At 55.8% G+C, this 17,267-nt stretch carries 23 protein-coding genes, 1 tRNA gene and 2 pseudogenes; 14 read left to right on the top strand and 12 right to left on the bottom strand.

Annotation, left to right across the window (positions count from 1 at the left end):
• Window positions 1-16 precede the first annotated feature (16 nt).
• From HX855_RS05245 to HX855_RS05225, 5 genes are all read left to right on the top strand, one after another.
• Window positions 17-337: a DUF4951 domain-containing protein gene (locus HX855_RS05245; RefSeq protein WP_177087357.1), complete on the top strand. Its 321-nt coding sequence runs from the start codon at window positions 17-19 to the stop codon at window positions 335-337.
• 7 nt (window positions 338-344) lie between these two features.
• The gene (locus tag HX855_RS05240; protein ID WP_177087359.1) at window positions 345-584 is read left to right on the top strand and encodes a hypothetical protein; all 240 of its coding nucleotides are present in this window, start codon (window positions 345-347) and stop codon (window positions 582-584) included.
• Window positions 585-932: 348 nt separating this feature from the next.
• A complete protein-coding gene (locus HX855_RS05235; protein WP_177087361.1) occupies window positions 933-1,391 on the top strand; it encodes a hypothetical protein in 459 nt (152 codons plus the stop codon).
• A 194-nt stretch (window positions 1,392-1,585) separates the two neighbouring features.
• Window positions 1,586-1,888, top strand: a complete 303-nt coding sequence (locus HX855_RS33640) for a hypothetical protein (RefSeq protein WP_177087363.1) — start codon at window positions 1,586-1,588, stop codon at window positions 1,886-1,888.
• Window positions 1,885-2,310 (top strand): hypothetical protein, encoded by a 426-nt coding sequence (locus HX855_RS05225; RefSeq protein ID WP_218175878.1) that lies wholly within the window; start codon window positions 1,885-1,887, stop codon window positions 2,308-2,310. Before HX855_RS33640 ends, HX855_RS05225 begins: the two co-directional genes overlap by 4 nt.
• Here HX855_RS05225 and HX855_RS05220 read toward each other — a convergent pair.
• Both HX855_RS05220 and HX855_RS05215 read right to left on the bottom strand, forming a co-directional pair.
• Window positions 2,301-2,849: an RNA 2'-phosphotransferase gene (locus HX855_RS05220; RefSeq protein ID WP_177087364.1), complete on the bottom strand. Its 549-nt coding sequence runs from the start codon at window positions 2,847-2,849 to the stop codon at window positions 2,301-2,303. The genes HX855_RS05225 and HX855_RS05220 overlap by 10 nt on opposite strands.
• Window positions 2,846-3,241, bottom strand: a complete 396-nt coding sequence (locus HX855_RS05215; RefSeq protein ID WP_218175879.1) for a helix-turn-helix domain-containing protein — start codon at window positions 3,239-3,241, stop codon at window positions 2,846-2,848. The genes HX855_RS05220 and HX855_RS05215 overlap by 4 nt, the downstream gene beginning before the upstream one ends.
• 182 nt (window positions 3,242-3,423) lie before the next feature.
• Here HX855_RS05215 and HX855_RS33800 point away from each other — a divergent pair, with 182 nt between their 5' ends.
• Together HX855_RS33800 and HX855_RS05205 are read left to right on the top strand one after the other, a co-directional pair.
• Window positions 3,424-3,525: a CHC2 zinc finger domain-containing protein gene (locus HX855_RS33800; protein WP_177087366.1), complete on the top strand. Its 102-nt coding sequence runs from the start codon at window positions 3,424-3,426 to the stop codon at window positions 3,523-3,525.
• 179 nt (window positions 3,526-3,704) lie between these two features.
• The gene (locus tag HX855_RS05205; RefSeq protein WP_177087368.1) at window positions 3,705-4,244 is read left to right on the top strand and encodes a DUF637 domain-containing protein; all 540 of its coding nucleotides are present in this window, start codon (window positions 3,705-3,707) and stop codon (window positions 4,242-4,244) included.
• 258 nt (window positions 4,245-4,502) lie between these two features.
• Here HX855_RS05205 and HX855_RS05200 read toward each other — a convergent pair whose 3' ends face one another.
• The 5 genes from HX855_RS05200 to HX855_RS05180 all read right to left on the bottom strand — a co-directional run bounded on the left by HX855_RS05200 (window position 4,503) and on the right by HX855_RS05180 (window position 6,440).
• Window positions 4,503-4,847 (bottom strand): hypothetical protein, encoded by a 345-nt coding sequence (locus HX855_RS05200; RefSeq protein WP_177087370.1) that lies wholly within the window; start codon window positions 4,845-4,847, stop codon window positions 4,503-4,505.
• Between the two features lie 17 nt (window positions 4,848-4,864).
• Complete coding sequence (locus HX855_RS05195) at window positions 4,865-5,125, bottom strand: hypothetical protein (RefSeq protein WP_177087372.1); 261 nt, start codon at window positions 5,123-5,125, stop codon at window positions 4,865-4,867.
• The gene (locus tag HX855_RS05190; RefSeq protein ID WP_177087374.1) at window positions 5,112-5,336 is read right to left on the bottom strand and encodes a hypothetical protein; all 225 of its coding nucleotides are present in this window, start codon (window positions 5,334-5,336) and stop codon (window positions 5,112-5,114) included. Before HX855_RS05190 ends, HX855_RS05195 begins: the two co-directional genes overlap by 14 nt.
• Window positions 5,333-5,647 (bottom strand): phage holin, lambda family, encoded by a 315-nt coding sequence (locus HX855_RS05185; RefSeq protein ID WP_256353031.1) that lies wholly within the window; start codon window positions 5,645-5,647, stop codon window positions 5,333-5,335. The genes HX855_RS05190 and HX855_RS05185 overlap by 4 nt, the downstream gene beginning before the upstream one ends.
• Before the next feature lie 388 nt (window positions 5,648-6,035).
• Window positions 6,036-6,440: a helix-turn-helix domain-containing protein gene (locus HX855_RS05180; protein WP_169355375.1), complete on the bottom strand. Its 405-nt coding sequence runs from the start codon at window positions 6,438-6,440 to the stop codon at window positions 6,036-6,038.
• A gap of 74 nt (window positions 6,441-6,514) precedes the next feature.
• On the opposite strand from HX855_RS05180, the gene HX855_RS05175 reads away from it, so the two are divergent.
• Window positions 6,515-7,549, top strand: a complete 1,035-nt coding sequence (locus HX855_RS05175; RefSeq protein ID WP_177087378.1) for an NAD-dependent epimerase/dehydratase family protein — start codon at window positions 6,515-6,517, stop codon at window positions 7,547-7,549.
• A gap of 276 nt (window positions 7,550-7,825) precedes the next feature.
• Here the strand turns inward: HX855_RS05175 and HX855_RS05170 are convergent.
• The 4 genes and pseudogenes from HX855_RS05170 to HX855_RS05155 all read right to left on the bottom strand — a co-directional run.
• Window positions 7,826-8,750: pseudogene (locus HX855_RS05170) on the bottom strand (tyrosine-type recombinase/integrase); the annotation flags it as partial.
• Window positions 8,751-8,917: 167 nt separating this feature from the next.
• A tRNA-Met gene (locus HX855_RS05165) sits at window positions 8,918-8,994 on the bottom strand.
• Window positions 8,995-9,241: 247 nt separating this feature from the next.
• Window positions 9,242-9,562, bottom strand: coding sequence for a DUF6124 family protein (locus HX855_RS05160; protein WP_177087380.1), 321 nt, complete (start codon window positions 9,560-9,562; stop codon window positions 9,242-9,244).
• A 530-nt stretch (window positions 9,563-10,092) separates the two neighbouring features.
• Window positions 10,093-10,413, bottom strand: coding sequence for a DUF6124 family protein (locus tag HX855_RS05155; protein ID WP_177087380.1), 321 nt, complete (start codon window positions 10,411-10,413; stop codon window positions 10,093-10,095).
• A 426-nt stretch (window positions 10,414-10,839) separates the two neighbouring features.
• Here HX855_RS05155 and HX855_RS05150 point away from each other — a divergent pair, with 426 nt between their 5' ends.
• Complete coding sequence (locus tag HX855_RS05150; RefSeq protein WP_177087382.1) at window positions 10,840-12,057, top strand: MFS transporter; 1,218 nt, start codon at window positions 10,840-10,842, stop codon at window positions 12,055-12,057.
• A gap of 108 nt (window positions 12,058-12,165) precedes the next feature.
• On the opposite strand, the gene HX855_RS05145 is transcribed toward HX855_RS05150, so the two are convergent.
• A complete protein-coding gene (locus tag HX855_RS05145; RefSeq protein WP_177087384.1) occupies window positions 12,166-12,717 on the bottom strand; it encodes an RNA polymerase sigma factor in 552 nt (183 codons plus the stop codon).
• Between the two features lie 265 nt (window positions 12,718-12,982).
• Here HX855_RS05145 and sctW point away from each other — a divergent pair.
• From sctW to HX855_RS33190, 5 genes and pseudogenes are all read left to right on the top strand, one after another.
• Window positions 12,983-14,153, top strand: a pseudogene (gene sctW, locus HX855_RS05140) (type III secretion system gatekeeper subunit SctW).
• The gene (locus tag HX855_RS05130; RefSeq protein WP_177087386.1) at window positions 14,140-14,580 is read left to right on the top strand and encodes a YscO family type III secretion system apparatus protein; all 441 of its coding nucleotides are present in this window, start codon (window positions 14,140-14,142) and stop codon (window positions 14,578-14,580) included. Before sctW ends, HX855_RS05130 begins: the two are co-directional and overlap by 14 nt.
• A complete protein-coding gene (locus HX855_RS05125; RefSeq protein WP_177087388.1) occupies window positions 14,552-15,010 on the top strand; it encodes a type III secretion system HrpP C-terminal domain-containing protein in 459 nt (152 codons plus the stop codon). The genes HX855_RS05130 and HX855_RS05125 overlap by 29 nt, the downstream gene beginning before the upstream one ends.
• On the top strand, window positions 15,007-16,020 hold the full coding sequence (locus HX855_RS05120) for a FliM/FliN family flagellar motor switch protein (protein ID WP_177087390.1): 1,014 nt from the start codon (window positions 15,007-15,009) through the stop codon (window positions 16,018-16,020). The genes HX855_RS05125 and HX855_RS05120 overlap by 4 nt, the downstream gene beginning before the upstream one ends.
• A complete protein-coding gene (locus HX855_RS33190; protein ID WP_256353032.1) occupies window positions 16,017-17,264 on the top strand; it encodes an EscU/YscU/HrcU family type III secretion system export apparatus switch protein in 1,248 nt (415 codons plus the stop codon). Before HX855_RS05120 ends, HX855_RS33190 begins: the two co-directional genes overlap by 4 nt.
• The last annotated feature ends 3 nt before the right edge of the window (window positions 17,265-17,267 follow it).

Genomic DNA, 17,267 nt, shown 5'->3' with positions numbered 1-17,267 from the left:
CGGTGCAAAAGAGGCTGTGGCTGCTAGCGATACTTCCAAGGGAGTAACCAACCCTGAGATTCCTAAACTAGATCGGCCGTTGATTCCTGAAGGAATGACCCAAAGCCAATTTGGGAAGGACGTAATTGGGTGGGGAGCTAGGCCCGAAGGTGCATTACAGCGTCTAGATACCATCAACGCTTCAGAGGTTGAATCAATGCAAGAGCAAGGGTTGACGCGTGAGATGGCTACCCAGTGGAAGGACTTTTATTCTAACGAATTTTCTAGGAATGCAAATAATATTACTGCAAAAAATCGTGTTGAGCTTATGCAGAAGATTTTAGATAACTGGAATTAAAAACATAATGAAAATAAGCTGCATCAATGGAACATCTGAAGTAATGTTGCTTATTATTGAACCTTGGGCTGAGGAGTATTGGCTTGAGCCCGGAATGTCAGTTGATGTCGTAGGGCAAGGGGGGGTAAGTGATGGGAGCTTCGAAGTGGAGTATTTCGAAAAAGGAATAATTTTCTATGGTTGGGAAGGTAGCGTGGTTTCAGTTTTTATAAATGGTCAAGAGGCATCCCCAAGCCCACAAAGTTGATTTTTTGGTCCAAAAGCGACTGATGCTGCAAAGGGTCAAGAAGCATCAGCAGCGCGTGATGCTTTAGCTGAATCACTTGCACCTTTGAAAGGCAAAGCCCCTGCAACTGTTACAGGTGGCTACAACGTAAAGACTGGTGAGGTTGCTGCAAGGCTTTGTGGCGGTGGAAAATGTGCGGAAGATCATGTGGTAGATGCCTTAGGAGGTAACAAAGAGGACGTTCGTTTTACGGAGGCGATGCGTCCCAGGACTGGCGACCAAGTCCCTGTATGCCCTCGTTGCGAATCTACTTATGGTCGTGAACCATTCCCTCCAGGGACTCGATTCAAATCTGATGAGTAATCTAATATGAGTAGCGATGTATACCCCGATGGGCTGGATTGTGTTTGGCTTGCTACCGATCGCGAGCTAAACCTTGGAGTGTTTTTTACTGGAGGGAGTGGGCCAATTCCGGTTGGCATGCTGCATGACTGTTCATTTGCGATAGAGAATGTGGAGGAAGCTATCGAAAATCTTCCTATTGTTTCTGAAGCTCGTCTTCTTATTCAGGTAAATCGTCCTGACGATTTTTATGATATGGCAAAAAAAGGTTTTTTTGTGTATGACTGGCGAGATGTACATCGAACGATTCGCGAGTGCTCAAATAAATATGAGCCTGTAGCGTCGCCGATAAGTCCAATTACCATTGATGATTTGCCTGAATCGCTTAAGCAGCTTGCGTTGCGAGCTAAACTTCTCACCTTCTCTTTTGCGAAAGGGCAAGATTTAGATATAGAAAGCGAGATAGAGTGCCATAAGGCGGTTTAGGCTGGTGTAACGAGATTTTTGTATCCTGTTAAAAGAGTAGATGGTGTTGGTCGTTTGCCTTTGGTGCAAAAGGTGTAGACAATGCAGCAACTTATGCTGCTGATGAGATTCGCTTCTCGCAGAATACTGTTTCGTTTAACAAGACAGATCGGATTTCTGGCACGAACTACACCTACGACGATTTAGTCCAGAGCATGAAAACCAATGGCTGGAAAGGTGATCCGGTTGATGTCGTGAAAATGCCGGATGGTCAGCTGACTAGTATGGACAACACTCGAATTGCTGCTGCCAGAGAAGCGGGGATTGACGTGAATGCTAGCGTTCGTGGATTTGACGATCCATTGACGCCCGCTATTCAAGAGGCGAGAGGGTGGCAGAATTTTGATACTTGGGGAGAGGCAATAACTGGTCGTATAAATAAACAGTCAGGAGGTTTTTCTGCTTCCAATCCTTACGGTTTAACAGAGCCACCACGTATTTCTGGAGGCGGGAAATGATGAAGCCTTTTTTGTATGAATTTCCAATTTTGCCAGATGGTTTTCAACTTCCTACGGACTATCTAAATGTGGTTTTGGTTGGTGATATAGATATAGCGCCTTGGCGTTTTCTAACGAAAGATATGGCGCTCTCTCTCTTTTATTATGGTTCTATGCTTTTGAAGTTTCCAGGGACTGCTCTGGTTCCATTTGCAATTATTCAAGATGAGTCTGGATTGTATAATGATGGCTGGGTGGTTCTCGCTTGCTTTGATGGAGGCAAGGGGGGGGATTCAAGTGTTCGGATTTATGATTACTCAAGGCCGAAATCAAGTCCTTGGGATAGCTTTTCTTACTCTGGTTTTTCTGAATGGTTTAGTGCTGCCAAAGAAGAATCTGCTCGTTATAAGGCTGATCGGGTCGGAGACGAAGGCTATTCCTGATGTATAAAAAAAATGGGGACTTGACTCGTTAACCATACGCCATTCTCAGCCTGAAAAAACTTGAAGCTCTGCTGGTACATTTGCAGGGCTTCAATTTTTAGCACTACAGGTTTTCCATATCGCTGTCCCACCGATGCGGCAGTGGCCATGTTTTGTGATAAATGCACGTGATGGCGAGAACCCGCAATTAATCCTTTTTTCTGAATTGACTCTAGAAAGCGAGTTGCTGTTCCGTGGTACAAAAACTCGGGCGGCTCTTTCTCAATATACTGAAGGTTTACGCTTTCAGTTGAATGGCCCTGCACGGCGCGAATGTATTGCGCATCGTTAGAAATAGCAAAACGCTTTTTATCGCTGCGGCTGACAACAGCCAGGATCAGTTCGCGATCTAGAACACGCCCTTCCTTAGCTGCGCCTGCAATTAAGAAATCAATTTCTGCCCAGCCTTCCATATCTAGTTGAAGTCCAATGGACTGCGGTTCATGTCGCAATACATAGCTGAGAAACTTGCTGATTTCGTTGAGCTGCTTGCTGTTCATGGTTGCTGTTTTGACTCTGGACTGGGCACAAAAAATCGTTTTGTCTGGTGTTTCAAAATCATCGCATCGAGTAGGGCGAGCACAGAGCGGCGTTCGTCCTCGTCCATTTGCACCACAGCTTCGAATTTGAGCTTTAACTCGTCCTGCGGTTCGCGCTCGTTTTCTTCAAACACCAGCCAATCGGTGGAGACGTTAAAGGCCACGGCAACCTTCTTGAGCACCTCAAGCGATGGTTGGGCTTCACCGGATTCATAGCGTTTTACCTGGGTGATATGGATTCCCACGGTGTCAGCCATTTGCTGTTGGGTCAGGCTGTGTTGCTTGCGTAGCCGCAAGAGGCGTTCAGTGAAGCTCATCCAGAACAAGCATTGGTGGTGGTCGATGCCTGGCATTGTCACCTCTGATTCTGATGAGGGTTGACTGAAGTATCTATATGGAGCCTACAACAATCCCTGATCAGTTGTTTGACAAGGTCCTGAGGGGACACCGAATGGCCCACATTCCCGAAGCTGAACTGGAACGCCTCAAACATGAGGTGTCGCTGGTTCGGCTGATTTAATCGCAGGGCCATTCGTTGCAAAAGCGCGGCAAGGATTGGGTGATGTACTGCGTGTTTCATGATGAAAACAGTGCCAGCCTGTCAGTCTCCGAAGAGAAAAACCTCTATCACTGCTAAGTGGATAGCAACGCCGTCACTGACCTGTCCCGCAGCAGCGACGTGACCCAATACGGCAGCGTTATGGAGGCGTGGCGCGACTTCCAGGTTACCGTTGGGCGTGACATCAGTGCCATTGCGAGCCATATCGATGCCACGCGTGATGTTGCGATGACTGCGACCGGGGACCCGCATCAAAGGTGATCATCGCCATCTTGATGTCAGTCGCTCTCGGTCCGGCAGGGCTGGGACTGAGCGGGGTAGAGGGCGTGGCGGAGATCAGCCTGGCCACGACGGCGGTGACCAGCTTCATCGATGACAAAGGCAACCTGGGCAGTACGCGGAACGACACCTTTAGTTCGGAAAGTTTGAAAACGCAGCGGTCGCTGGCAATAGCTACGGGGTTCTGGATTATGCCGACACCAGTTGGCTCGGAGGTGAACGGATCGACGGCCACCAACGCCGGGCCGCTTCAAAATGCTAGCTACTCCAGCGACATGCTCAGTTGGGGCAATGCTGAGCAAACCGTACTGCGCAGTGGTGCACATGCCTTGATCAACAGTGGGATTTCCACAGCGATCGATGGCGGAAATTTTGGTCAGAACTTGAGCAGCGCGGCCTTGAGTGAGGCGATTAACAGCTTGGGTAACAAGGGTAACGAGTTACCCTCGTTACCCAAAACCGTTACCCAAATCTGCTTTTTCATTTGGGTAACAGACTTTCCATTGAGCTCTATTTGAACGTTTGATGCGTCGACATTAATCACGCCTTTCGCTGAAGCCAGCCAACCACGGGCCTTTCAGCGTGTTTCGATTTTTCTAGAGCCGCCGTGAAGCTTGGAAGATTCTGGCTAATTCATAGATTAATTCTGTTACCTGTTACCCAAATTTCAAAAGTTCGCAGCTAGAGAAACAGCACGGTGCGCAATGCCCTCGATGTCGAGGGTCCCAGGAGGGACCCATGCAGGGGGGGTACCCCCAGCCCTCCCGTCGCACCAGTCAGCGTGCGGACGCTAGGGCCTTGGCCATAGCCTCACCGAACACGGCACTGAACCGGCGGTCTATCAGCGCCTTCGCTCGGCTTCGGTAGTTCAACCGCTTGTTCACGGCCAGCGAATCGCCGAAGCGGATCAGCAGCTTGAGGCGACCAGTTGTGTTGGCGCCGCGCCGAACCTCACCACCCTGGCGGGACCGACCTCGTTCCGCTCCCTTTAGCCGGAAGAACGCTCGCTGCCAAACACCATTGACGATGCCCGACTTGGTTTTCACCGGACCAATGAAGATATCCTTGCGGGCCTTCAGCCGGTGCGGCTTGGTCCGCGTCATCAACCAAGAGGGTTTCATCAGTCATGTCGTTCCCCTTAAATTTTCTTGGCCAGTGCGATGAGGTGATCCCACTCGGCCTCGATGTTGTGGCCCAGGGTCAGCAGCAGAGCCTTGAGGGTGTCGGTGTTTACTGCCGGCTCGACAGGAGCTGCGGCAACAGGCGCGGCAGCAGGTGCCGGTGAAGGTGTAGCAGCAGGTGCTGGAGCAGCAGTGGTTTCGTCAGTCATGGTTGGAACCTCAGTGAATAGCTTCGCAAGCCATGCGAAGGATGATTTCAGGAATTTAGGGATTTTCATGGTTGTCTCCCTCAGGGGGCGCTTCGGACAACACTCGGACGACAGCAACACCGATGCCTAGCACCATGTTGATGACTGCGTAGATCAATGGGTTGACGGTACCCTGGAAGACGGTCCAGCCGATTGCGCAGGCGTTGAGCACCGCGCAGGCAAGAGCGAGGCGAACTGACCAGAGCCTATGCCAGCCGCTTGCGCCATCTATAAGTTTCATAGCTCGTCCGCCTTGCGCTCAGACCAACGCTTGCCAAGCAGGCGAACCTGGTCAACGCCAAGAATGCCGACGAACACAGCAGCGAAGAATGACCAGCCAATGCTGAATCCGAATTCCTTTACCGTCAGACCTACGACCATCACCATCAGCGCGCCAAGAGTCGCCTCGATTAACTTGCGGACGGTGCTTGTCTCTTTCCCCTCGTACTGCACACGAAGAAAGATAAGCAGGAAGGTCAGGGCCATTGCCAGGCCGTTGTCCCGAAGTGCGGAGAGGACAAGCGCCCAGAAGGAAGGGTCTTTTTCGGGCATGATCTTCAATCCGAAGTCCTCCCTTATGGGAGTTGGGGAATAAAAAAGGCCGGTGTGAGCGGCCCAGTGCTGGGGAGCAGCGTTCAATTGAATCAGGCCCAGCAGCACTCCCAGCCAGAGCGATGGGTGTGGTGGAGCCGAAAACGAAAAAGCCCCGGCGAATGCCGAGGCTCAATGAACTGTAGAAAGCAAAAAGCCCAACTCTAGGGTCGGGCTTTGCTCGCGGAAAAACCGCAAATTAACGTGAAAACCATAGATCGAGATCGATCCTGTCAAACATCATTTTGCCTTCGATGTTACTGCATGCCGCTGAGGGGCTTCGGCCGCGCGACTTAGTCCACGCATAAAGTTATCTATAGCTCGTAGTTTGTTTCGATAAATAGCCAATTTAGTCACGACTGTCGTAAACCGCTCTGGCTTTCTCTACGGTGTCTCGATGCATGAACGCCCACGTTGCCAGCGCCGTAACCGGGACCAACACATCACGACCCATATCTGTAAGTTCATAATCTACCCGTGGAGGAATCGTCGGCATCACTGTTCGAAGGACGTATCCGTCTCGCTCCAATCCTCTCAATGTCGTCGTGAGCATCTTTTGGGAAATCGACCCGAGATCACGTTTTAACTCACTGAATCGCTTGCTCCGGCCCGACAACATGTGGATGACGAGAAGTGACCACTTGTCGCCGACTCGAGCAAGCACGTCGCTGACTGATTGGCAGACATCGGCTGGCAACTCAGCGAATGAGGACGCACTTTGACAAGTGGTTACTTTAAGGTGACTTGGATACATAAAAGTGCCTCCTTGCGGCGATTTATGGTCACTTTTAGTATGTCGGTCACCAACAGTAACCACAAGAGCAGCTTATGAACGACGCGAATGGGAAAACGGTGCTTGTTACGGGGGGCAGCGGATATCTTGCCGGCTGGATGATTCAGGCACTGTTAAAACAGGGCTACGACGTGCGGGCAAGCATCCGTCGGCCTGAAGCGGGTGATACGTTGCTCAACAAAATTGAGAAAAGCGGCGTTGCGCCTGACAGACTGACCTTCAAGACTATTGATCTTTTGAGTGATGTAGGCTGGGACGATGCCGTTGACGGTTGCGAAGCCATCATGCATGTCGCGTCGCCTATGGGGCAAGGTCAAGGCAAGAAGGTCGATCTAGTTACGCCCGCTCGGGAGGGAACTCTACGCGTATTGCGCGCCGCGCAGCAGCGCTCGGTCAAGCGTGTAGTCATGACGTCTTCAGGATTCGCAGCGCAAGGCGACGATGTCACCAAGCGTCTTGTCGGCGTTGAAGCTGAAGCGGTGTGGGCAGACAGCGCCCGCAAAGACATGAGTAACTATGCACGCTCCAAAGTCCTCGCTGAACGCGCCGCTTGGGATTTTATGAAAGCTGAGGGGCGGAATTTTTCGTTGACGTCGATTCTTCCTGGCCTGATTTTGGGACCTCTCTTCGGGGATGAAGCAACAGGTTCACTTGAAGTCGTCAAAAGAATGCTCTCCGGTGCGATGCCTGCCATCCCCCGTATCGGTTTTGGCATTGTTGACGTGCGGGATTTGGTTGATCTCCACGTCAAAGCAATGTTGTCCTCTAGCGCTGCCGGTCAGCGATTTCTGGGGATTAGTGATTTTCTCTGGTTATCCGAAATCGCGGCAGCACTCAAAACGGCCCTTGGTGAAGAGGCTGCTAAAGTCCCTACGCGAATGATGCCCGATTTTGTTCTTCGATTAGCGGCCTTGTTTCAAGAGGATGCCAAGTTCATGGCGCCCATGCTTGGGAAGAAGAGCTCCCTTGATTCACGCAAAGCGATTGAGCAGCTTAATTGGCATCCTCGACCGGTCGCCGAAACCGTTATCGATTGTGCGCGGAGTTTAGTTATTTCCCGACATCGTTAGCCTGAAGGCACATGCCAGCAAGAAGAATCACGGCAAAAGCGTGTGCTCCCAAATCATTCAAAATCACCGAATTTGCGGTGATGGGTGAAAGAATGTAATCGTCAAGCAACCTCTCGACGAAGATCGAGAGCGCCATCAATCCAAGCAACACCCGCCTTCCAAAGACCTTGAGTTTTCCCGTAACCGAACCCGAGTCGCTTACCGACAGTCATCAGATCTATGTCGCGCGATTTGTAGTAAGTGATGATTACATTACCTGCTTCTGGATACCTGTTGCGTAACCGCCCGTGAGAGTACGAAGATCACACAGCAGTTCAACAGCCTGATGGGGCAGCGGAACTAAGTGTTCGCGGCGGCGCTTCATTCGCTCAGCGGGGATTGTCCACAGTGCTTTGTCTAGGTCGAACTCATCCCATCGGGCTTCTCGCAGCTCAGACGGGCGACAAGCGAGCATGGAGAGCAGGTGTAGCCCGATCCGAACATCTATGGCGCTAGGATATGCACGAATGGCTCGTAGCAATGGCGGCAGCTCATCCACCGGGACGTGGGCATAGTTTTCTGACGGCTTGGTCTGAAGAAACTTGTGAAGCCCCTCCAGTGGGTTATGGGTGGCACGGCCTGTAACGCGTGCGAGGTCGTAAATCTCTTGGCACCTGGCTCGCACTCGGCTGGTCTGCTCAATGATGCCTTTCTGCTCCATGCCGCGCAGGAACTCCATCCACTCCATGGGGAGTATCTCGGTGTATATCCGCTTGCCGAATACCGGGAATACGTGAAGCTCCAAAGCGCCGATGGTTCTGGTGGTCGTGCCATCCGTCCAGCTTTTGCGCTTGGCGGTGTGCCATTCCCGTGCCAAGTGCTCAAACGTATTGTTTGCCGCCTCGACCTCGGCAGCCTTTCTGGCTCGCTTGGTGGCGAGTGGGTTTCCGCCCTTGGCGGCATCCTCTCTCAGCAAAGCGGCTTTTTGCCTGGCCTGCGATCCAGATAGTTGATGGTCTCCAGCGCCATAACCACCCAATCCAAGCCACGACCATTTGCCGTCCGGCTTCTTGTAGCGCAGTTGCCAGGACTTGCTGCCGTCCGGACGCACGCGAATGTAAAGGGCGTTTCCGTCGAGTTCCCGGTACTCCTTGGCCTCTGGTTCCAGCGTATTCAATACGGTGTCGGCTAAGGGGCGGCGCTTGATGTCGCTGCGCTTCATTTGCTTGTATCCCTCAGTTTCAATTTTTTTCCAAGGTACACGAGGGGATACACGGAGGGAAGATATAGGGGGAGATAAGGGGATACAGCCAGAAACAAGAAAACCCGCACTAGGCGGGCTTCTTGAGGTTGTTTAGAGACTCATGGAGACGTCTGTAAACAGGTACTTGGTGGCTACACAGGGACTTGAACCCCGGACCCCAGCATTATGAATGCTATGCTCTAACCAACTGAGCTATGTAGCCAAGTGGCGCGCATTATTCGCGTAGAACGGGAATGCGTCAAGCGCTTTTTTTGAAAATTTATCTACGCTATCAACTGTTTAAAGGGAAACACCGGGTTTGGTGACGAGCGGTTGAGGTTGATCGTTCCCACGCTCCGCGTGGGAATGCCGCTTCGGACGCTCCGCGTCCCGCGGTCGACGCTATGTGCCAGGGTGACGCGGAGCGTCACGGGATGCATTCCCACGCAGAGCGTGGGAACGATCAGTCGTCAGGTTTTGCGCGGGTGCAGGCATTCTATCGAGCGGTCGACCATGGCTTTGGCGATCTCCAGCAGGTGCCACACGGCAAGCACTTTGGCACGCTCGGGGCTTTGCAGGTGTTCACCACAGTCGAGCGCGGTGGCCGAGGCGCTGTGCAGCAGGTCGGCGGTGTAGAGCAGGGAGTCTTCGAAGCTGATGTCGTCGCTGATGGCGTAGAAGTTCGTCGACGGCTGCGGCGGGTCGGTCGGCAAGTAGTGGTCGAGCGCTCGGTTGAAGGCGGCGCGGTCTTTGGCTTGGTCACGGGGTGGGTCGGGGACGATCTTGAACATGGTGTAGCTCCTGATTAACTTGGAGCCGTACCGTTCGCGACTAAACGAAGGGTGGCGGCTGTACGCAGGTTAGTCGACCGGCTAATCAGGAAAACCCGGCGCACCCGAAGGTGCCCTGCGCACAGCCACCATGAAACCTCATGGGAGCATGCGCCTGATATAAGTCCGGGCGACTAAACCCGATCACTGAAAACCAGCGACGGACCGAAGACTAGCCACCGACTCCCCCAGGCACAAGGCCGAAAGATTCTCTAGGAAACGTCCCGCAAATTAAAGGGATTCATCTTGCTGGCCCTTTACAAACCATGACCGCTGCATCGATTCATCTAGTCGTTAGCCTGCTTAACGGGAACGATCAGTACACCGTGTTTGGTGACGAGCGGTTGAGGTTTGCGCAGGTCCCAAGGCGCTGAAGATCAAAGTGTGGGAGCGGGCTTGCTCGCGAATGCGGTGTGTCAGTCAACAGAGGTATTGGCTGACCTACCGCTTTCGCGAGCAAGCCCGCTCCCACATTGGATCGGCGTCAGTCGTCAGGTTTTGCGCGGGTGCAGGCATTCTATCGAGCGGTCGACCATGGCTTTGGCGATTTCCAGCAGGTGCCACACGGCAAGCACTTTGGCACGCTCGGGGCTTTGCAGGTGTTCACCACAGTCGAGCGCGGTGGCCGAGGCGCTGTGCAGCAGGTCGGCGGTGTAGAGCAGGGAGTCTTCGAAGCTGATGTCGTCGCTGATGGCGTAGAAGTTCGTCGACGGTTGCGGCGGATCGGTGGGCAGGTAGTGGTCGAGCGCTCGGTTGAAGGCGGCGCGGTCTTTGGCTTGGTCACGGGGTGGGTCGGGGACGATCTTGAACATGGTGTAGCTCCTATTGACCTGAAGAAGCTGCCACCTTCGCTGCTAAACGTAGGGTGGCGGCTGTACGCGGGTTAGCAGACCAGTCAATAGGAAAACCGGCGCACCCGAAGGTGCCCCACGCACAGCCACCATAAAACGGGGCCGTAAAACGTGTGCCTATTGAGTTCAGGCTGCTAAACCCGATCACTGAAAACCAGCGACGGACCGAAGACTAGCCACCGACTCCCCCAGGCACAAGGCCGAAAGATTCTCTAGGAAACGTCCCGCAAATTAAAGGGATTCATCTTGCTGGCCCTTTACAAACCATGACCGCTGCATCGATTCATCTAGTCGTTAGCCTGCTAACGGGATAGCCTTCCTGCCCCCAAAAGTGGCACATTGTCGCACCTGCACCTGTGCATCCATCTGCTGTACGGAAAACCTCCCATGGCTCTGAGCAATTCCCAGCCCTCCGTGGCTACGACGCCTGCTGCCGGGCAAACCAGCCCGTTGGTGATGCGTGTGATCGGCGCGGTGGCGCTGGCGCACTTGATCAATGACTTGATCCAGTCGGTACTGCCCTCGATCTACCCGATGCTCAAGGCCAACTACGGCCTGACGTTCACCCAGGTCGGCCTGATCACCCTCACGTTCCAGCTCACTGCGTCCCTGTTGCAGCCGTGGGTGGGTTATTACACCGACCGCCACCCCAAGCCGTACCTGTTGCCCTGCGGGATGATCTGCACGCTGGTGGGTATTTTGATGATGTCCCAGGTGGGCAGCTTCCCGCTGATCCTGTTGGCGGCGGGGTTGATTGGTGTCGGGTCGTCGACCTTCCACCCGGAAGCCTCCCGCGTGGCGCGTCTGGCGTCAGGCGGGCGTTATGGCCTGGCGCAGTCGACCTTCCAGGTGGGCGGTAACGCCGGTTCGGCCTTTGGCCCGTTGCTGGCGGCGGCGATCATCATTCCGTTCGGCCAGGGCAATGTGGCCTGGTTCGGCCTGTTCGCGGTGTTTGCATTGTTTGTGCTGTATGCGATCAGCCGCTGGTACGCCCACCACTTGAACCTGTTCAAGCTCAAGCAAGGCCAGGCGGCCACCCATGGCCTGTCCAAGGGCCGGGTGCTGAGCGCACTGGTGGTGCTGGGGCTGCTGGTGTTTTCCAAGTACTTCTACATGGCCAGTTTCACCAGTTACTTCACCTTTTACCTGATCGAGAAGTTCGACCTGTCGGTGGCCAGTTCCCAGTTGCATCTGTTCCTGTTCCTGGGCGCGGTGGCGGCGGGTACGTTCTTTGGTGGGCCGATTGGCGACAAGATCGGCCGTAAGGCGGTGATCTGGTTCTCGATCCTCGGCGTGGCGCCGTTCACCTTGCTGCTGCCCCATGTGGACCTGTTCTGGACGAGCATCCTGAGTGTGGTGATCGGCTTTATCCTGGCCTCGGCGTTTTCAGCAATTGTGGTGTTCGCGCAGGAGCTGGTGCCGGGCAATGTGGGGATGATCGCCGGGGTGTTCTTCGGTCTGATGTTCGGTTTTGGCGGGATTGGGGCTGCGCTGCTGGGGCACCTGGCAGACATCCACGGCATCGAGTACGTGTACACGCTGTGCTCGTTCCTGCCGCTGTTCGGGGTGTTGGCGATTCTGTTGCCGCGTACCAAAAAGGCCTGACTTCAAGCCAATCGAGTCGGGCAGATATCCTTGCTGCCCAACGCTTGCATCAAACGGGTAAATCAGTTGCTCCTGCAAAGGGTATCGGCGTTACGTCGGTGCCCTGATTTACGGCTGCAGCGGGTTGTAGGTGGCCCGCTTCAGTTGTTCGCGCGCCCGGGACAAACGTGAGCGCACGGTGCCAATGGGGATGTCCATGGCGTCGGCGGTGTCCTGGTAACTGCCGTCGGTCTCCAGCGAGGCGTAGAGGGTTTTGCGCATTTCTACCGGCAAATGCGTGATCGCCCGCAGGGTTCTTTCGAGCTTGCGGTTGATCTCGAACTGCCAGTCCAGGTTGTTGTTTTCTTCCTGCCCATGCCACAGCGCCTCATCGAACTCGCAATGCACGGGCTTGGCATACAGGCGCCGGAAGTGATTGCGGATCAGGTTCTGGGCAATCCCGCACATCCAGGTACTGAGTGTGGCCTGGCCGCTGAAGCGGTCCCTGTTGCGCCAGGCTTCCAGGTACGTCAGTTGCAGAATATCGTCTGCATCTTCCGGGTTGAGCACGCGTTTATGAATGAACCGGCGGAGTTTCTTGTGGTGGTCTTCCGATAGGTTCTGGATGGAGCGGTGCGGGTCAGGTGTAAGGTGAACTAAAACATCGATAGGAATATCCATGATTTTTTCCTCAGGGTAGACACGGTCGAAATGATTTCGACGGGAACCCTGTTAGCACTGCCTGTGCCAAGGAATAAATCTCTATAACCTATTGATATATATAAATAAATATTTTTTTTCTGTGATTTTTTACGCAAGGTTTTGCACAAATCACCCTGGGGTTGTGCTGATCTTTTCAAATGCCCCCGTATCGCCGATAACGATGGAACCGTAATGGGCTTGCCTGCCACACAAGGATACGAAACTTCCTGTGCTGGCATTCCTCATGAAAGTCGATTCCCCTGTTGATGTGCAAAATCCCCAGAGCCTGGATCAGTCTGCGCTTATAAGGGTTGATAACCGGCCAGCCGCCCAGGCGACCACCGCGACGATCAATGACGATCTGGGGTCGCTGTTCAGCCAGGAGGTCGAGCTCAATAGTCGTGCGTTGGGGCGACGGCAGATAGGGTTGCGGGTGACCCCGGTCGAGCAACTGGCGCAACTCTATGAGCAGTTGGGGCATCCCGCTCAGGCAACGCTGGCGACTGTCGCGCGTAATGTCAGGGTTCAATTATTGGTGAACCCCAGCGTCGACAAGTTTCTGGAGATCACCGGCAACGACCCGGCCCGGGCCTACGTGGTGCTTCAGCAAGTGGCCGCGCAGGCTGATGCCGAGGTGCGCACCAACGAGGCGAAACTCGCTCGCGAGGCGCTGACGAAGCTGGAGATGCGCTTCAAGCCGCAGATTCAGGCGGGCCTGAACACGGCGCTGGCGTTGCAGGCCAGCAGTGATGATCCGCAGCTGCGTCAGGCGGTGCGTGGGGTGTATTACGCCAGCGTGGTCACCCGACAATCCCTGGCAACCATGTTGCAAGCGTTGTTGGGGCTGTTTGGCGGTGAGGAAATTGGCCAGGGGCTCAAGCTGATGCGCCGGGCCCTGGCCGACGATATTGCGGCGCTGACCCCCTCGATTGCCTCGGCCAAATTGCTCACACTGCTGGTGGGGCTGCGTGGCTGCGATCAGTTGGGTGGCATCTTGTCCAATTGCCGGAGTTTGATTGAGCGCCTGGCCCTGACCTATCCCGAGGTGACCCGGGATGCCGTCGCCCTGCTCCAGCGTTTGCTGGGGTATCGTGCTGTCCCGCAAGTTGGCCGAACGCGGCCACTACCCGGCGGTGGACGTCCTGGCCAGCCTTTCGCGGATTTTGAGCAACGTGGCCGAGCCTGCGCACATCAAGGCCGGCACCGCATTGCGGCGTTTGTTGTCGGCCTACCAGCAAATCGAGCTGATGCTCAAGCTGGGCGAGTACCAGCCTGGCAGCGATGCCTTGACGGACCTGGCGGTGAACAGCCGCCAGGCGGTCGATGGCTTCTTGCGCCAGGACTTGCGTGAGCCGGCGCCCATGGAGACGACCCTGGCGCTTTTGACGGAGTTGACCACCGATGTCCCTTTCTGAAATCGACACCCTGCGGCGCCTGCGCAAGCATCGGGCCGATCGGGCCGAGCGCACGTTGCGGGCGGCCAAGCGGCTTCAGCAGGCGCTGCTGGCGCAAATCCAGCAGGCACAGGATGCGCTCGAACACACCCGCCAGGAAGAAGCCCGCAAAACCGCAGAGCTGCTGGGCAAGCATCAAGGGCAAGTGATCTCGTTTGGCGACCTCAAGTCCTGGAATGCCCAGGAGCGTACGTTCTCGGCCGACACCCGGCGTGAGGAGGGGCAGTTGAATGCGTTACACGGCCAGCGTGATGAACAACTCACCCAGGTCGACAGCGCGCAGCGTCACGTCACCCAGTGTTTGCGGGAAGTTGAAAAACTCCAGGAGTTATCCCTTTTGTTGGTGCAGGAAGAGAACGATGACGCAAGTTCCAGCGAACAAACCTGAGCGTCCGCGTCTGCGCGAGCCTCGGGACGAACGTGAACCCGGTGCGGGGGTATTTGTACCTCTGGAGCAAGGGCTGTTGTTTGCCCGGCTGTTTACCCGCGACCGTGAGGGCGGCGGTTACGGTTCCTCCCGTGCGGCGATGACGGCGCCCACCGAGGCCCGGATGATTGAGGCCATGGCCGAGCAACTGGTGCCCCGAATACAGGGCGTTTCGCAGTGGCCGTTGCAGGCGATGCTGTACGTGCCGCGCCTGGGGCGGATCAACGCGAGTGTGCGCCGGGAACAGGGGGCCTGGAACGTTGAGCTGGAGGCGGAGGAGGCGCACACCGCGGCCTGGCTACCCGGTGTGCGGCAACGTCTTGAGGACGGGTTGGCGGGTGCCTTGGCGCAACCTGTTCATGTGCACCTGGTAGACGTGGGCCCGGCATGATCATGCCGGTGTTGAACGTGCCCGTGGTGAGCGCAAACACAGTGATGGCGCGGCGTCGATTAGGCCGTGGCGTGCGTATGCCGTTCCAGGTCTCGGGGCAACACGGTGAGTTGCTGATGGTACCGGGCCGTGCCCCGACGGGTGTTAAACCGATGTGTTTCGAGAGTGCGTGCGGGGTGCTGGCGTTCGCCGAGCCCGGGCCGTTGTTCAGCCTTCTGGGGGAGTGCCCGGTGACGTTGGCAGAGGCCGGCAACGACCCGGATTCGTGGTTCTGGGAATTGTTCCTGCACCACCTGAGCCCCGAGGTGCGGACGCTGTTCGGTTACCTGCGCTTGCTGCCGGCCCCCCGCAAGTTGACGTTCGGCTGCCGGCTCACGGTGACGCTGGGGGCGTCCCGGGTAGTGGGTTTTCTGTGGATGGCACCCGAGACCTTGCTGGCGCTGTGCGACGCCGGCCCCTGGCAACCCGTCGCCGGGCCGCTGCCTGCGTCGTTTCAACTGGCGCTTGCGGTGACGCTGGGGCGCCTGCGGCTGCCGATTATCCAGGTGCGCCACCTGCGAGCCGGTGATGTGGTGATGCTTGAAAAACCCTTGTTCGATGTGCAGGGCAACGGCCACTTGCACCTCGGCAGGCACCGGCTGCACGGCCGCATTGACGATGAATCCGGGCCGTTACGCCTGACACTTATTTCGATCGAGGAAACGTCCGTGGACGAGGATTTTGCAACACAGCAGTACCCGGGGCATGAGGATGAACAACCGGTGGTGGACGTCTTCGGCCATGAGCCTTTCGACGAGTTGAGCATGGCCCTGAATGTGCGCTGTGGCACCCTGAACCTGACCTTGGGCGAGCTGCGCAATCTGGCCCCCGGCGCCGTACTGGGCCTCTCCGGTTACGCCCCCGGCATGGCGGGGCTGTATTACGGCGACCGCCCGATTGGCCAGGGGCAGTTGGTGGAAGTGGACGGGCGCCTGGGGCTGCAGTTGTCACGTGTGATTTTCGCCCGATGATGCTCCAGGGAGTCGACCCTCTTGTGCTGGCGGTGTTTCTCGGCGCGTTATCATTGATGCCGATGTTGTTGATCGTGTGCACGGCCTTCTTGAAGATCGTCATCGTGCTGATGATTACCCGCAACGCCATCGGCGTGCAGCAGGTGCCGCCGAGCATGGCTATCAACGGGATAGCGCTGGCGGCGACGCTGTTTATCATGGCCCCCGTGGGGTACGAAATCGCCCAGAACGTCAAGGCAACGCCGGTGGACATGAGCAACGTCCAGACGCTTCTATCGACGGGCAGTGAGGCCATCCAGCCGTTGCGCGCGTTCATGCTGCGTAACACCGACGCGGACGTGTTGACCCACCTGCTGGAAAACAGCGCGCGCATGTGGCCGCCTGAAATGGCCCAAAGCACCCAGCGCGAAGACCTGATCCTGTTGATCCCGGCGTTTGTGTTGTCGCAGTTGCAGGCGGGGTTCGAGATCGGGTTCCTGTTCGCCCCGGAAAGCCTGAAGCCGGACTTGAACCGCCTCAATCCTCTGAACCAGATCAAGCAGATGTTCTCCGCCCAGTCGGTGATGAACCTGTTGATGGGGCTGGGCAAGGCGCTGCTCCTGACCCTGGTGTTGTATGTGGTGATCGGGCCGTCGTTGGCGGCGTTGATCAACCTGGCCACCAGCGATCTGCAGAGTTATATCCTGGCGCTGATCACGTTGTTCCGGCACTTGCTGCACGCCTGCCTGGGGCTGCTGTTGGTGCTGGCGTTGATCGACATGACGTTGCAGAAACACTTCTTCGCCAAGCGCATGCGCATGACCCAGGTGGAGGTGATGAAGGAGTACAAGGACATGGAAGGCGACCCCCATGTAAAAGGCCAGCGCCGTGCACTGGCCTATCAGCTGGCCCAGGAAGAACCGAAGGTCAAGCTGCCCAAGCTTGAAGAGTCCGACATGCTGGTGGTCAACCCTACGCACTTTGCTGTCGCGCTCTACTATCGCCCCGGGAAAACCCCGCTGCCTTTGTTGGTGGACAAGGGCACAGACGCCGAGGCCCGCAAACTGATCGACCGGGCCAAGGCGGCCGATGTACCCGTCATCCAGTGCGTGTGGCTGGCGCGTACGCTGTATGAGAACAAGCTGGGGGCGAACATTCCCCGGGAGACCTTGCAGGCGGTGGCCTTCATCTACCGGACGTTGCGTGAATTGAATGATGAAGCCAAGCGCGACACCCTCCACTTGCCGGAGTTGGAGCAGCGTTAGGCG

The sequence above is a fragment of the Pseudomonas sp. IPO3778 genome (assembly GCF_013386825.1).
Taxonomy (GTDB): Bacteria; Pseudomonadota; Gammaproteobacteria; order Pseudomonadales; family Pseudomonadaceae; genus Aquipseudomonas.
The sequence above is the reverse complement of the archived record's forward strand: the minus strand, read 5'-3'. Positions and strand labels throughout refer to the sequence as shown.

What these genes read in the sequence shown, in the direction of transcription:
- HX855_RS05145 (WP_177087384.1), bottom strand. Translation starts at nt 12,717, where the DNA reads ATGGATATTCCTATCGATGTTTTAGTTCACCTTACACCTGACCCGCAC.
- HX855_RS33640 (WP_177087363.1), top strand. Translation starts at nt 1,586, where the DNA reads ATGAAAACCAATGGCTGGAAAGGTGATCCGGTTGATGTCGTGAAAATG.
- HX855_RS05160 (WP_177087380.1), bottom strand. Translation starts at nt 9,562, where the DNA reads ATGTTCAAGATCGTCCCCGACCCACCCCGTGACCAAGCCAAAGACCGC.
- HX855_RS05120 (WP_177087390.1), top strand. Translation starts at nt 15,007, where the DNA reads ATGATCATGCCGGTGTTGAACGTGCCCGTGGTGAGCGCAAACACAGTG.
- HX855_RS05195 (WP_177087372.1), bottom strand. Translation starts at nt 5,125, where the DNA reads ATGAAAATCCCTAAATTCCTGAAATCATCCTTCGCATGGCTTGCGAAG.
- HX855_RS05225 (WP_218175878.1), top strand. Translation starts at nt 1,885, where the DNA reads ATGATGAAGCCTTTTTTGTATGAATTTCCAATTTTGCCAGATGGTTTT.
- HX855_RS05175 (WP_177087378.1), top strand. Translation starts at nt 6,515, where the DNA reads ATGAACGACGCGAATGGGAAAACGGTGCTTGTTACGGGGGGCAGCGGA.
- HX855_RS05180 (WP_169355375.1), bottom strand. Translation starts at nt 6,440, where the DNA reads ATGTATCCAAGTCACCTTAAAGTAACCACTTGTCAAAGTGCGTCCTCA.
- HX855_RS05220 (WP_177087364.1), bottom strand. Translation starts at nt 2,849, where the DNA reads ATGAACAGCAAGCAGCTCAACGAAATCAGCAAGTTTCTCAGCTATGTA.
- HX855_RS33190 (WP_256353032.1), top strand. Translation starts at nt 16,017, where the DNA reads ATGATGCTCCAGGGAGTCGACCCTCTTGTGCTGGCGGTGTTTCTCGGC.
- HX855_RS05130 (WP_177087386.1), top strand. Translation starts at nt 14,140, where the DNA reads ATGTCCCTTTCTGAAATCGACACCCTGCGGCGCCTGCGCAAGCATCGG.
- HX855_RS05125 (WP_177087388.1), top strand. Translation starts at nt 14,552, where the DNA reads ATGACGCAAGTTCCAGCGAACAAACCTGAGCGTCCGCGTCTGCGCGAG.
- HX855_RS05155 (WP_177087380.1), bottom strand. Translation starts at nt 10,413, where the DNA reads ATGTTCAAGATCGTCCCCGACCCACCCCGTGACCAAGCCAAAGACCGC.
- HX855_RS05185 (WP_256353031.1), bottom strand. Translation starts at nt 5,647, where the DNA reads ATGCCCGAAAAAGACCCTTCCTTCTGGGCGCTTGTCCTCTCCGCACTT.
- HX855_RS05190 (WP_177087374.1), bottom strand. Translation starts at nt 5,336, where the DNA reads ATGAAACTTATAGATGGCGCAAGCGGCTGGCATAGGCTCTGGTCAGTT.
- HX855_RS05150 (WP_177087382.1), top strand. Translation starts at nt 10,840, where the DNA reads ATGGCTCTGAGCAATTCCCAGCCCTCCGTGGCTACGACGCCTGCTGCC.
- HX855_RS05200 (WP_177087370.1), bottom strand. Translation starts at nt 4,847, where the DNA reads ATGAAACCCTCTTGGTTGATGACGCGGACCAAGCCGCACCGGCTGAAG.
- HX855_RS05235 (WP_177087361.1), top strand. Translation starts at nt 933, where the DNA reads ATGAGTAGCGATGTATACCCCGATGGGCTGGATTGTGTTTGGCTTGCT.
- HX855_RS05240 (WP_177087359.1), top strand. Translation starts at nt 345, where the DNA reads ATGAAAATAAGCTGCATCAATGGAACATCTGAAGTAATGTTGCTTATT.
- HX855_RS05215 (WP_218175879.1), bottom strand. Translation starts at nt 3,241, where the DNA reads ATGCCAGGCATCGACCACCACCAATGCTTGTTCTGGATGAGCTTCACT.